Here is a 12,037-nt window from a genome sequence, read left to right as displayed (position 1 = left end):
ATGCCTGCAGAACGCACTCTGCAGGCATCTTTTTTTGGACTGCCGCGATGACGGGGCGTTAACGCAGCCTCGGCAAGGATCAGGGCGTTGATCCACCCGCATGCGAGTGATCAGGGGCCTGACCCTTGGGCTGCGGCGCACGAGTGGATCGATGTCCCGATGCCGCGCTGTTCCATCGGAATCCGTTGAACAGCGCGTTTAAGTTCTGCATGTTCGCACTGCCTAGGGTCGCCCCCAGTTGTCGCGGCAAGACGCAGATTCAATACTTCAGGCGTAGGTTCCAGAACCGAACCGGATCTGACACCCAACGCCATATCCAGAGGCACTGAACGCGATGTCACAGTCTCCGAGCAATCCGCACCACGCCGCTTCGCACGACGCTGACGTCGCGCGGATTGTCCAGAAGGGGCAGGACGAACTGCAGGTGCAGTTCGAGTCTTTCCTCAGCGGAGAGCAGGGCATGGATGCGGACGAGAGAAAGGAAATGGCGCGCCTTTTCCAGCAGTCGATGGTGGACGCATCCGCCACCAGCGCCGAGCAGCAGTTCGATCGCAATGCCTGGCGTAACACTGTGGAATCGCTGCAGCAGTCCAGCGGCATGAGCGACGAGGATGCGGCGCAGCTGATCCGTTCGTTGAACAACGCGCTTGACGCATTCGAGTCGCGCGAGTCGCAGTTGGTGCTTGAGTTCACACGACGTATTGAAAGTGATGGCGAAGCGGCCGCTTTGGCGTGGTACCGAACCCAGAAAAGCGGCGGCGGCCACGCACCATTGCACGCAGTAAAGAGCGCGTGGATCTGTGGAGATGCCGACGATGCGCTGAGAGCACACGCAGGGCCTGCGCGTCGATCGCTGCGAAGGAAATGCTGAAATTTGATATGTCGACCGCCACATTCACGTTGCGGCAGGTTGGCCATCGGTTCCCGCGCTGAGCCAAGCGGGTTACCAAATCCAGATTCCTATTTTTCAACTGAGTGGAGAGTCGCATGAGCAACATTGACGGTAATGTCAGCTTCAACTTCAGCTTCGCGGAAAACACCCTGCAGGAACTGACGAACAAGGCCCAGTCCAGTGCGAAGACCGGCAGCTGGCTCGTCGCTCTGGCAACGATCATGGGCGAGATCGCCAACAAGATGTCCAATCAGATGATCGAGAAGGCGTCGGAGATCGATACCGCCGCCGACAACGAAGAGCCGGCGAATGAGCTCACAGCGGAGCTGACCGCGCTGAGCCAGCTGTTCAAGATGTTCACCGAGGCGACCAACAACGTCATCAAGTCGGTCGGTGAAGGTAACAGCGCAATGGCGCGCAAGCAGTAAGCGATACGGTCATACCGCCGTGCAGTGCGCGGCGGTATCGGTCCAGGGCCAAGACGCGCGCAATCGCGTCTTGGTTTTTTTTTGGCATCGGCTCGTCGCGCGATGGGCGCCGGCCGTGCCGGATTCTTGATGGAATGGTATCGCCGAGGAACACGACATGTGGATGCGTAACCCGTTTCTGATCTGTCTGGCGCTCGCAACGATGACGTTGGCGTCTGTCGCGTGTGGTCAGGACGATGGGTTCATCACCGATCACGGAGGCGATCCGTACACCGGGTCAGTGCGCGTGGTGGTCGACAGCCCGGCAGCGCCCGGTGGCTCACTGCGTCGTCGCGGCGAAGGCAGCGCGCAGTTCGAGCGGACCGCGCCAGGGGAATCCCGGCTCGTGGTGTTCGGCACCCTTGACGATGGGGACGCAGGATTTTCCATGATCGGCAGGCACAACGCGTCGGGCTGGCGCGCCAATGCGGGTGCGATACAGGTCGCGATTGACGAGGCGGGCACGCTTTCCGGTGGCGGTATCGACGGCGCGCAGCGCTACACCCTGTCCGGCACGGTGACGTCGAGTCGCTTCGACCTGAAGGTGGAACTCGAGCCTTTGCAGCAGGCTGGACAGCCCGCCCCGTCGGCGCAACTTTTCACGTTCAACTACCGGCTGCGCCGGGAGGGCAATGATGCTTCCGGCGATGACAGTCGTGGTGGGGCGTCAGGCGGCGGATGTCGGAAAATCCGCTACGAAATGCGGCCTGTGGCCAGCATGGGCGACGGCTCGATGAGCATGTTGAACGTGCCGGTCTGTCTCAAATGACAGGTCTGGTCGAGGGTCGCGTCACGCCGACGTGCGACGGGCCTGCGGCAGTGGCCTAACCGCCCGGCTGGCAACACGCTGTTGGGTCAGAAATGCAGTTTTCGGGAGAGATGCCATGTTTGGATTGATGTCTGCACGAGTCGTGACAGAAGCGAGGCGCAGCGTCTCGATGTTGTGCCTTGGGATCTTGCTGATCGCGGCCTGCGGCGGGGTGTCGGCCAGTGACGGCGATGCTGCGGTCCAGCGCGCCTTGCAGCAGGCGCTCGCGCGCCCCGCCCCCGCGGCGGTGTCATCTGATGCGGTTTCCACGTTGGCATTCCGTCGTGACGCGGCGGTCAGTGCGGAAGTTCGGCAGGCATCCATCCGCGCGTTGGGACGAAACGCCGACCAGATTGCGGAGCTGGAGCAGCTCATCGGCTCCGGCCAGATGCTGCAGGAATTCGACAAGATCCTGCGGCGTTACGGCTATGACCCCACCAATCTGGGTGATGTGCTCGCCGCCCATCTGCTGATCTCGTGGGAGGTGGTCAACGATGAGGATTCACGCCGCTCGGCAGCAGGGCAACGGGCGGTGCGACGTCAGATTATCGGTCCGCTGGCCGCGGTACCGCAGATCGCGGCGATGAGCGACGCAGCCAAGCAGGCGCAGGCCGAACGCACCGCGTATCTGACGATGATTTCGGCGTTGTCGTATCAGGCATCGAAACGGGCAGGCGATCGCCAAGCACTGATTGCCCTGTCGGCGAGTGTGCGTCAGGGCCTGCGGGGCAATGGTGTGGATCTGCAGGGTGTCTCGCTCGGGGATGGCGGGCTGGTCACGCGCTGAATGTCTTAGGTCGGGACACGCGAAGGGCGCCGCATGCGGCGCCCTTGCGTTTGCAGGCTCAACGGCGCATTGGATCGGGCGGTGGACGCTGCGCACGCATGAGCTGGCGGCCGAGCCACCAGGCGCCGACGGCGGCCAGCAGGCCGGTCCAAGCGAACTCGCCCGTCCAGCGACGCAGCGTCGGCGCGGCGGGGAGTTCGCCGACGCTCAGCAGGAAGCTGACGAGGACGAGGCCCAGGCATCCGTAGGCCACGATCGCCAGCACCCAGAACATCTGCTGGAAAACCTTGGCGACCTGGCGCGGTGTGTCGTCGTCGTACGGACGCATGAGGTGCAGGCGGCCCTGTGCGGCCGCGAGCATCCACTGGCCCATCTCCTGTGCACCGACCTTCAAGCGTCCGCGTCGCCGCAGGCCCGGCCCATCAAGGGTGTAGGTGCCGGCGCCGGTCAACTCGGCGCGGACCGGGCCACCGGCATCGAGCGAGGCCGTGCCGGCAATGGGACTGCCGGACACCTGCGCCTGCGGATTGCCGGCGAGCTGTTGTGCGATCGGCGCCTGCGCCACCGTCGTGGCCAGCGACACAGCTGCGAGCAGGGCGGCGCCTTGCGGTGCGCTGGTCACATTGGGCTGGACAGGCGCCAGAGCCTGCTGTGGAACCGCGGCACGGTCTGCGGCCGGATTGCCGGCAGGTGCAAAGGGTGCGTCCGTCCGCGTTGGCTGCGTCTGCTGCGGAACCGGCGCCGAGTTGGCCTGCTGCGCCAACGTGCTCGTGGTCTGCGGCGGCGCCTGCGTGGATTGCGCTTGTGGCGCCTGCGCCATGGCCTGCATGGAAGTCGCGGCCGACTGCGCGGGGACCGCCTGTGTCTGTACCGGCGTCTGCGCGGGCGCGGACTGCATCGGGCCAGTCGCCTGCTGGTTCGACAGCGCTTGGGTCGATACCGGGTTCGCCGCCTGTGGAATCGACGGGGGTGCACCGGGAAGCGCATTGGCGACCGTGCGCACCACGTTCGCAGCGGTGTTCACGACGTTGCCGGGCAGATTGCCGAGGCCCTGCGCGGAGCCGGGGGCGTTGCCCAGCCCCGGCGCTGTTCCGGGGCCACCGCCGGGGGATGTGGGCGTCGGCGCGCCGGGCGCGGGTCCGGGCGGGGCCAGAATGTTACGGAGCGTCGTAGTGACGGAATTGACCAGGTTGCCGGCTGTGTTGATGAGCCCGCCACCGCCCGTCTGCGGCGCGGTGGGCGCCACGGGCGTATTCACGGGGGGCGCGCTGAAGGGCATCGGCAGTGGTGGAAGCGAGACGCCACCCGGAAGGTTGAATGTCGGCAGCCCGGTTGGCGCCGAAGGCGTGGGTGTATTCGCAGTGGGCGCATTCCCGGTGGATTGCGGCGCCGCGGTCGATGCCGGAGTGCCGCCTGCGTTGGTGCCCGGAAAGATGGTCGGGAGCAGACGCCCCGGCAGCCCCTGCATGAAGCCGCCGAACTGCTGTGACAGAGACATGCCCGAGGACCCGCCACCACCACGCCCCAATCCGGGCAGGGGCGGCAGCTTCGGCAAGCCGGGAAGGCCTGGTAGCTGTAGGGACACCGTTGCCTCCGGGGGCTGGATGGCAGGCGGAAAGGGCCGAGCAGGGGACCGCCTCGATGGCGGCGTGTCCCGAGGGTAGGCGTCGCGCGGCGCGGCCACACCCTGGGGTAAACCCTAGAGCGCACCGTTCTGCGACCGCGGTCGCAGCATAAAAAAAGGGAGACTTTCGTCTCCCTTCAAGCCGGCAGAGCCGGAGGACTATGGTGTGGCGGACGCAGGCTACCGCGTCCGGATACCTGATGCAACACTTGAAATATCGTATTGCAAGTCATTGATTCAATTAATTCGCCAACTCCAAGGCATTGCGCTTCACTTCGCGGCGTGCGCCCGCAGGCTGGTCCCAGGCGTTGTTGAACTGGGCCGGCTCCCAGCCGCCGTAGCTCGGATTGGCCAGCATCCACCAGCGCTCGCCGAACCAGTCGCCGTAGGTGTCGAGCAGCTCGGTGCGCGCCTGGGGGGTGTTGGCCAGAATGTCGACGAAGTCGCCCAACTGATCGCCGAATTGCATCAGTACGCGGTAGTCACGGCCCGCCAGACGGCGGCGGCAGGTCTTCTCGGTGCCGTTCTGCTCGCAGTCCTCGACGAACGTGCCCAGGCCCAGGAACACGCTTTCGTCCTTCACCGGCAGCCCCTCGGCGCGCAGGTTCGCAAGCGTCGCCTCCTGCAGATGCTGGGCGCGGTTGGACAGATACAGGATGGTCACGCCCTTGGCTTCGGCCGCCTTCGCGAACTCCAGCACGCCCGGCACCGGCTTGGCCTTCTTCTCGGCCACCCACTGCGCCCAGGTGACTTCGTCGTACTCCAGACCGTTCTGGATCAGGCGCGCCTGGTAGGGCGAGTTGTCGAGCACGGTCTCGTCGATGTCCATGATCACCGCCGGCGGCAGCGCGGTCGCATCGCCGATCAGCTCGCGCTCTTCGGGCACCAGGGCATCCCAGTTCTTCTCGGCCAGCGCGTCGTCGAGGTGATCGGCGGCGGCGCGGAAGATCGACAGGCTGTTGGCGCGGTACTCCTCCGAGCGCTGGATCCACAGCACCGCGTTGAGATTGTCGCTGGGGTCGGTTGCAGCCGGCGCCTGGTGGGCCGAGGTGGTCGGCGTCGCTTCGGCAGTGGCGTCCGCAGGTGCAGCGGCCGGCGTCGTCGGCTTGCAGGCGACCAGCAGCAGGGCGCTGGCAAGCAGGGTGAAGGCGGGTGCGGTCAGGCGCATGGGCGGGTCCGTCGTCATCGTGTGAACACGCGAGTTTAACGGCCGCGATCGCCGCGAACATGACAGGTCGGCATGCGGGGCGCATCCTGTCGCCCCCTTCGAGGCTGGAATTCCCATGGACGAGCAGGCGCAGAACCAGGACCGCTGGCCCCGACTCACCCCGATCGAGGCGCGCGTGCTCGGCTGTCTGGTCGAGAAGCAGGCGACCACGCCGGACGTCTATCCGCTGACCGTCAACGCGGCGCAGTCGGCGGCGAACCAGAAGACCGCGCGCGAGCCGGTGATGTCGGCCTCGTTCGGCGACGTGCAGCACGCGCTCCGGCAACTGGAAGGCCACCGGTTCGCGCGGCAGTCGTTCTCCTCGCGCGCCGAGCGGCACGAGCACGTGCTGGGCACGGCGCTGGATGTCCCGCAGCCGCAGGTCGTGCTGCTCGCGCTGCTGATGCTGCGCGGCGCCCAGACCCTCGCCGAGTTGGTGACGCGCAGCGAGCGCATGCACCCTTTCGCCGATGCCGACGACGCGCGCCACCATCTCGAACGTCTGGCCGGCAAGGGTCTGGCCTTGCGCATCCCGCCGTCGGCGGGACGTCGCGAGGACCGCTATGCGCATCTGCTGAGCGGGCCGGTCGATGTGGCCGCCATCGCCGCGGCTGGCCCCGCGCGCGAATCCGCAGGCGATCCGGGTCTGGCGGCCCGCGTCGAAGCGCTCGAAGCCGAAGTCGCCGCGCTGCGGGACACGCTCGATGCACTGACGGCGCGACTGCCCGGCTGAGCGGGCTCAGCTGTCGAGCAGCGCGCGGATCGCCGCGAACCCGTGATCCGCGCGTTCGCGCTTGCGGGCGGCGTCGGCCACCGGATCGGCGCCGTCGCGCTGGACTTCGGCGGCGGGCAGTTCCTCGAAGAACCGGCTCGGCGTGAGCCGCAGCTTCTGGCCCCAGCGCTGGGTCTCGCGCGGATGGCTCAGCCACAGCTGCTCCTTCGCGCGGGTGATGCCCACGTAGAGCAGGCGTCGCTCCTCGTCGATGCGGCCCTCGTCGATGCTCGATTCGTGCGGCAGCGTGTTGTCGTCCATGCCGATGATGAACACGTAGCGGAACTCCAGCCCCTTGGCCGCGTGCATGCTCATCAACCGCACCTGGTTGCCGGGGTCGCCCTTGTCGGCGTGACTCAGCAGCGCGAGCTGCGAGGCCAGTTCGCCGGGACCGGCGCCGCGTGCGCCTTCGAACCAGTCGGCCAGTTCGTTGAGGTTGCCCGAGCGGATCCGGAACAGGTCGTCGGTCTTGCACTGGGCCTTGAGCATCGCGATCAGCCCGGAGCGCTCGTTGAGTTCGCGCACCAGTTCGCCGGCCGGCAGGCGGCGCGCGTCCTCGCGCAGCCCGCGCAGGATGTCGCCGAACTCGCTGAGCGCGTTGGCCGCGCGCGGCGGCAACTGCTTGAGCAGCCCCATTGATTCGATCGCACGCGACATCGGCATGTCGGCCGCGCGTGCCAGTTCCGACAGTCTTGCCAGCGAGGTCTGACCCACGCCGCGCGCAGGTGACTGCACCGCGCGCAGGAAGGCCGAATCGTCGTCGGGATTGGCCAGCATGCGCAGCCACGACATCGCATCTTTGACCTCGCCGCGATCGAGGAACGCCGTGCCACCGCTCAGGTGATACGGCACGCGCAGCAGCTGTAGCGCTTTTTCCAGCGGGCGCGAGAGGTGGTTGCTGCGGAACAGGATGCAGAATTCGCTCCATTCCACCTGGCGCGAGGACTGCAGGAACTGGATCTCGCCGGCCACCTTCTCGGCCTCGTGCGCGCTGTCGCGGCATTCCCAGATGCGGATGCGCTCGCCGTCGGCCTGCGCGCTCCACAGCGTCTTGGGATGCTCGTGTGGATTGTTGGCGATCAGGGCATTCGCCGCGCGCAGCACGCGGTTGCTGCAGCGGTAGTTCTGTTCGAGCTTGACGATGCGCAGGTTCGGATAGTCCTCGCCCAGCGCGGTCAGGTTCTCCGGATTCGCACCGCGCCAGGCATAGATGCTCTGGTCGTCGTCACCCACGCAGGTGAAGTTGCCCTTCGGGCCGGCGATCGCCTTGAGCAGCCGGTACTGCGCGTCGTTGGTGTCCTGGCACTCATCGACCAGCAGATAGCCGATGCGCTCGCGCCACGCGTCGCACGCGTCCTCGTCGGACTCGAGCAGTTGTACCGGCAGGCGGATCAGATCGTCGAAGTCGACCGCGTTGAACGCGGTCAAGCGTTCCTGGTAGCGCGCATACAGCGCGGCCGCCTCGAACTCGCGCGCGCTGATCGCCACGTTGTGCGCCTGCTCCGGCGACAGGCCGGCATTCTTCGCCTTCGACACCAGCCCCTGCAGCAGCTGGATCATGTCCGGCTTGACGCCCGGCAGCAGATCCTTGATCTGCGACGCGCTGTCGTCGGCATCGAAGATCGAGAACCCGCGACGCAGCCCGAGCTTGGCGTGATCGAACTGCAGCATCTTCAGGCCGAGCGCGTGGAAGGTGCAGATCGTCAGCCCGTCCGCCGCGTCGCCCCGGATCCGCTTGGCGATGCGCTCGCGCATCTCCTTGGCGGACTTGTTGGTGAACGTGATCGCCGCGATCCGCTTGGCCGGGTAGCGGCCCGACTGGATCAAGGTCGCGATCTTCTCGACGATCACGCGCGTCTTGCCACTGCCCGCGCCGGCGAGCACCAGCAACGGACCCTCGACATGGCCGAGCGCCTGGGCTTGTTGGGGGTTGAGACCGTGCATCGGGACCACGTCTGTCAGCGATGCGCATTGTAGCGGGCGGTCCGCTGTCGGGCCTGAAGGCCGCCGGTAGAATGCGCCCATGGCCAAGCTGTACTTCTACTACTCGGCGATGAACGCCGGAAAGACCACGACGCTGCTGCAGAGCGCGCACAACTATGGCGAGCGCGGCATGCGCGTGGCGCTGTTGACGCCGCGGCTCGACCATCGCGCAGGCGTGGGCCGGGTGGCGTCGCGGATCGGGCTGTCGGCCGTTGCGATCGCGTTCGATCGCAACGACGATCTGCTCGACCGCATCCGTTCACTGGTCGACGGTGATGGCAGCCTGCACTGCGTACTCGTCGACGAAGCCCAGTTCCTGTCGCAGGCGCAGGTCTGGCAGCTGTCGGAAGTCGTCGATGCGCTGCGGATTCCGGTGCTGTGCTACGGCCTGCGCACCGACTTCCGTGGCGAACTGTTCGAAGGCAGTCAGCATCTGCTGGCGTGGGCCGACGAGCTGACCGAGATCAAGACCATCTGCCACACCGGCAAGAAGGCCACGATGACCGTGCGCGTCGACGAGCAGGGCTACGCGGTGCAGGACGGCCCGCAGGTCGAGATTGGCGGTAACGAGCGTTACGTGTCGGTGAGTCGCGCGGAGTTCAAGCGCATCGTGCGCGGCGAAGGGCGGATCGAGCCCGTGCAGCCGTCGTTGCCGCTGATCTGATCCAGGCGCGTCATCGACGCGCGATCAGGGCACTGCAGCGCGCGCGTGCGGCATCGATCTCGCGGCTGATCGCGCCACCTTCGGGCTGGGCGACGCGGACCTCGCTGGCGAGCTCCGCGAGGTCGCGGCGGGCGTTGATGGCGCCCGGTGCGGCGCAGCGCAAGGCCGCGGCCTGGGCGCGGGCCAGCCAGGCGATCTTGCGCAGTTCGCTATCGTCGGGCGGCGTGTGTGCCAGGCGGTCCAGTCCGGCGAGCGCGTCGGAATCGCCTGCATCCGCGCTGACGCGATCCCGCGACAATGCCGCGCGCAATGCATTGGGATGTTGCGCGCCGTAGGCCTGCGCGGTGATGACGGCCGCGTCTTCGAGATGCGCGGTGCCGCCGCCGGGCTCAAGCGCCGCTTCCACTTCGCCCAGCATGCGAAGCGTGTCGCCGACCAGTCCGTGCCGGGCGCCGAAGCGCGCCTGGCGCAGCGCCAGGGATTCGAGCAGCAAGGGTTTCGCTTCGACATCGCGGCCGACGGCGTGCAGCACCATCGCGTGGTTGAACAGGCCATCTGCAAGCATCGCGTTCGGGCTGGTCTGCCGCCAGATGTCGACCGTGCGCGCCAGCGATTCCAGCGCCGCGTCCTCGTCGCCCCGCTCCCAGGCCACGATGCCGAGACTGTTGTGGATGCGGGCGACATCGGCATGGCGCGCGCCCAGCCTTGCAACGGTCCAGACGAGCGCATCGCGGAACTCTGCTTCGGCTTCCGCGAAGCGGCCCTGGTCGACATGCAGGGCGGCCAGTTGACGACGCGCATCGAGGGTGGCTGGATGACGCACGCCATGCAGATCGAGCGCGAGCGACAGCGCTTCGCGGCAGCTGTCTTCGGCTGGACGCGTGCGGCCGTCCGCACGCAGCAGTGCGCAGCGTGTCCGCAGTAATTCGACCGCAAGCGGATGGCGCGGATCGAGACGCTGCCGCAGTCGAGCGAGTGCGGCATCAGTGCCGGCCAGCGCCGCCTTGATCTCGCCGGCGGCGCTGTGCAGCGAGGCGAGATCGGCCAGGCTCTCGATCGTGCCGGCTTCGTCCGGCACGGCGCTGTCGCGACGCAGTGTCAACGCGCGCCGGAACAGCAACCGCGCGCTGTCGAGCTCGCCGATGTCGCGGCGACCGCGTCCAAGTTGCGTGTACAGCTCGGCGGCCTGCCGCGGCAGCAACTGCTCGCGCTGCAGGGCCAGCGCCTGCAGCGGTTGCATCCACGCGATCGCGTCGCGCGGCCGGCCGAGCAGACGCAAGGTGCGCCCATGATCGCTGGCCGATTGCAGGCGCAGGCTCGGCGGCGCATCGGCCATGCGGCCCACCACTGCGGACTGGCGTTCCAGCAGCGCCAGTGCCTGGTCGTAGTCGCCCAGCCCGAGCCGCAACCGCGCGATCACACCATAGAGTTCGGCGCGCGCGACGGGTTGATGGGCGAGTTCCGCATCGCCGCGTTGCACGCCGGCTTCGAGCAGCTGGCGGATGTCGAGCGGTGCACCGCCCGCCGCGGCACCGGCCTGTTCGAAGAGGCCGACGACGAAATCCTGCATCGCCTGCGCGCGCGCGGATTCCTCGATTGCCTGGTTGGCCTGCCAGGTCACCGCGACCATCGATGCGACGAGGGTCAACGCGACCAGCGCCGCGCTCGAGACCGCCCAGCGATGTCGCCGCAGATACTTGCCCACGCGATACGACAGGCGTTGCGGTCGCGCGAGGATCGGCTTGCCGTCACCCCAGCGGCGCAGGTCGAGCGCAAATGCCTCGACCGAGGCATAGCGGTCGACCGGTTTCTTTTCGAGCGCACGCAGCACGATGGTGTCGAGATCGCCGGCGATCGTGCGGGTCATGCGCCGTCGCTGCGACGTCTCCACGCCATCGTCCGCGCCGCGCAGCAAGGTCTGCGACGGTTTGGCCGGATCGGCATCGAGAATCGCCTGCTCCCACTGCGCATCGCTGGTGCGTGCGGGCTGGTAGGGCTTGCGCCCGGACAGCAACTCGTAGAGCACCACCCCGAGCGAATACACGTCGGTCATCGTCGTGACCGGTTCGCCGCGGATCTGCTCCGGCGCAGCGTAGTGCAGGGTGAACGCGCGCAGGCCGGTGCGCGTGTGCTCCGGCGCCTGCCCGGCGGTGTCGAGCAGTTTGGCGATGCCGAAATCCAGCAGCCGCACGTCGTCGAGTGCGGTGACGAGGATGTTCGAGGGCTTGAGGTCGCGGTGCACGATCAGGTTCGTGTGCGCGTGGCTGACTGCATCGCAGACCTGCAGGAACAGGCGGATGCGGTCCGCGACGCTCGGCTGGTGGCGTTTGCACCAGTCGGTGACCGGCTCGCCGTCGATGTAGTCGAGTGCGAGATACGGCTGCTGGTCGGTGCTGATGCCGGCATCGAGCAGGCGCGCGATGTGCGGATGTTCCAGCCGCGCGAGGATCTGCCGCTCGCGGGTGAAGCGCAGGCGCAGGTCGGGATCAGCCAGTCCCGGTCGCAGCAGTTTCAATGCGACGCGACGTTCGTACAGACCGTCGGCGCGCCGCGCGAGCCACACCTGGCCCATGCCGCCTTCGCCGAGCAGACGCTCGAGTTCATACGGGCCGACGTGGCGGCCGGGCAGCATCCCCGACAGCGCGGCGACGATCGGTTCGGCGAGGAAATCCTCGCGCTCGGCGTCCAGCGCGAGCAGGGCTTCGAGTTCTGCGGCGAAGTCGGGATCGTCCACGCGTAACGTCGCCAGCGCGGCCGCGCGCGCGTCGTCATCGAGTTCGAGCAACGCGTCGAGGGCCGGGGACAGCCGCTGCCAGCGCGCGCTGTCCATCGC

The 12,037-nt window shown here is 67.3% G+C and carries 10 protein-coding genes; 6 read left to right on the top strand and 4 right to left on the bottom strand.

The genetic code is table 11. The features are described 5' to 3' along the window. The first annotated feature begins 460 nt into the window (after positions 1-460). From ACZ9YD_RS12810 to ACZ9YD_RS12795, 4 genes are all read left to right on the top strand, one after another. Positions 461-871 carry a hypothetical protein gene (locus tag ACZ9YD_RS12810; RefSeq protein ID WP_465075632.1) on the top strand — a complete coding sequence of 137 codons (411 nt, stop codon included), beginning with the start codon at positions 461-463 and terminating at the stop codon, positions 869-871. 116 nt (positions 872-987) lie between these two features. Continuing rightward, positions 988-1,320 (top strand): hypothetical protein, encoded by a 333-nt coding sequence (locus tag ACZ9YD_RS12805; RefSeq protein WP_465075631.1) that lies wholly within the window; start codon positions 988-990, stop codon positions 1,318-1,320. 157 nt (positions 1,321-1,477) lie between these two features. After that, positions 1,478-2,128 (top strand): hypothetical protein, encoded by a 651-nt coding sequence (locus ACZ9YD_RS12800; protein ID WP_465075630.1) that lies wholly within the window; start codon positions 1,478-1,480, stop codon positions 2,126-2,128. A gap of 115 nt (positions 2,129-2,243) precedes the next feature. Beyond that, positions 2,244-2,954 (top strand): DUF6683 family protein, encoded by a 711-nt coding sequence (locus ACZ9YD_RS12795; protein WP_465075629.1) that lies wholly within the window; start codon positions 2,244-2,246, stop codon positions 2,952-2,954. A gap of 58 nt (positions 2,955-3,012) precedes the next feature. Here the strand turns inward: ACZ9YD_RS12795 and ACZ9YD_RS12790 are convergent, their stop codons facing one another. Both ACZ9YD_RS12790 and ACZ9YD_RS12785 read right to left on the bottom strand, forming a co-directional pair. Further along, positions 3,013-4,212 carry a hypothetical protein gene (locus tag ACZ9YD_RS12790; protein WP_465075628.1) on the bottom strand — a complete coding sequence of 400 codons (1,200 nt, stop codon included), beginning with the start codon at positions 4,210-4,212 and terminating at the stop codon, positions 3,013-3,015. A gap of 607 nt (positions 4,213-4,819) precedes the next feature. After that, positions 4,820-5,746, bottom strand: a complete 927-nt coding sequence (locus ACZ9YD_RS12785; protein WP_465075627.1) for a 5'-nucleotidase, lipoprotein e(P4) family — start codon at positions 5,744-5,746, stop codon at positions 4,820-4,822. A gap of 115 nt (positions 5,747-5,861) precedes the next feature. On the opposite strand from ACZ9YD_RS12785, the gene ACZ9YD_RS12780 reads away from it, so the two are divergent. Then, complete coding sequence (locus ACZ9YD_RS12780; protein ID WP_465075626.1) at positions 5,862-6,518, top strand: YceH family protein; 657 nt, start codon at positions 5,862-5,864, stop codon at positions 6,516-6,518. 6 nt (positions 6,519-6,524) lie between these two features. On the opposite strand, the gene ACZ9YD_RS12775 is transcribed toward ACZ9YD_RS12780, so the two are convergent. After that, positions 6,525-8,501, bottom strand: a complete 1,977-nt coding sequence (locus ACZ9YD_RS12775) for a UvrD-helicase domain-containing protein (RefSeq protein ID WP_465075625.1) — start codon at positions 8,499-8,501, stop codon at positions 6,525-6,527. Between the two features lie 79 nt (positions 8,502-8,580). Between ACZ9YD_RS12775 and ACZ9YD_RS12770 the strand changes: the two genes are divergently transcribed. Further along, entirely contained in the window at positions 8,581-9,204 is a 624-nt protein-coding gene (locus ACZ9YD_RS12770) for a thymidine kinase (protein WP_465075624.1), read from the top strand. A gap of 10 nt (positions 9,205-9,214) precedes the next feature. Here the strand turns inward: ACZ9YD_RS12770 and ACZ9YD_RS12765 are convergent, their stop codons facing one another. Beyond that, the gene (locus ACZ9YD_RS12765) at positions 9,215-12,034 is read right to left on the bottom strand and encodes a serine/threonine-protein kinase (protein ID WP_465075623.1); all 2,820 of its coding nucleotides are present in this window, start codon (positions 12,032-12,034) and stop codon (positions 9,215-9,217) included. Between the last annotated feature and the right edge of the window lie 3 nt (positions 12,035-12,037).

This window comes from Luteimonas sp. AC640a (assembly GCF_979256585.1).
Note: the sequence above shows the minus strand (reverse complement) of the source record. Positions and strands in the feature narration are given on the sequence as shown.

What these genes read in the sequence shown, in the direction of transcription:
- ACZ9YD_RS12780 (WP_465075626.1), top strand. Translation starts at nt 5,862, where the DNA reads ATGGACGAGCAGGCGCAGAACCAGGACCGCTGGCCCCGACTCACCCCG.
- ACZ9YD_RS12805 (WP_465075631.1), top strand. Translation starts at nt 988, where the DNA reads ATGAGCAACATTGACGGTAATGTCAGCTTCAACTTCAGCTTCGCGGAA.
- ACZ9YD_RS12785 (WP_465075627.1), bottom strand. Translation starts at nt 5,746, where the DNA reads ATGCGCCTGACCGCACCCGCCTTCACCCTGCTTGCCAGCGCCCTGCTG.
- ACZ9YD_RS12765 (WP_465075623.1), bottom strand. Translation starts at nt 12,034, where the DNA reads ATGGACAGCGCGCGCTGGCAGCGGCTGTCCCCGGCCCTCGACGCGTTG.
- ACZ9YD_RS12810 (WP_465075632.1), top strand. Translation starts at nt 461, where the DNA reads ATGGATGCGGACGAGAGAAAGGAAATGGCGCGCCTTTTCCAGCAGTCG.
- ACZ9YD_RS12800 (WP_465075630.1), top strand. Translation starts at nt 1,478, where the DNA reads ATGTGGATGCGTAACCCGTTTCTGATCTGTCTGGCGCTCGCAACGATG.
- ACZ9YD_RS12770 (WP_465075624.1), top strand. Translation starts at nt 8,581, where the DNA reads ATGGCCAAGCTGTACTTCTACTACTCGGCGATGAACGCCGGAAAGACC.
- ACZ9YD_RS12775 (WP_465075625.1), bottom strand. Translation starts at nt 8,501, where the DNA reads ATGCACGGTCTCAACCCCCAACAAGCCCAGGCGCTCGGCCATGTCGAG.
- ACZ9YD_RS12795 (WP_465075629.1), top strand. Translation starts at nt 2,244, where the DNA reads ATGTTTGGATTGATGTCTGCACGAGTCGTGACAGAAGCGAGGCGCAGC.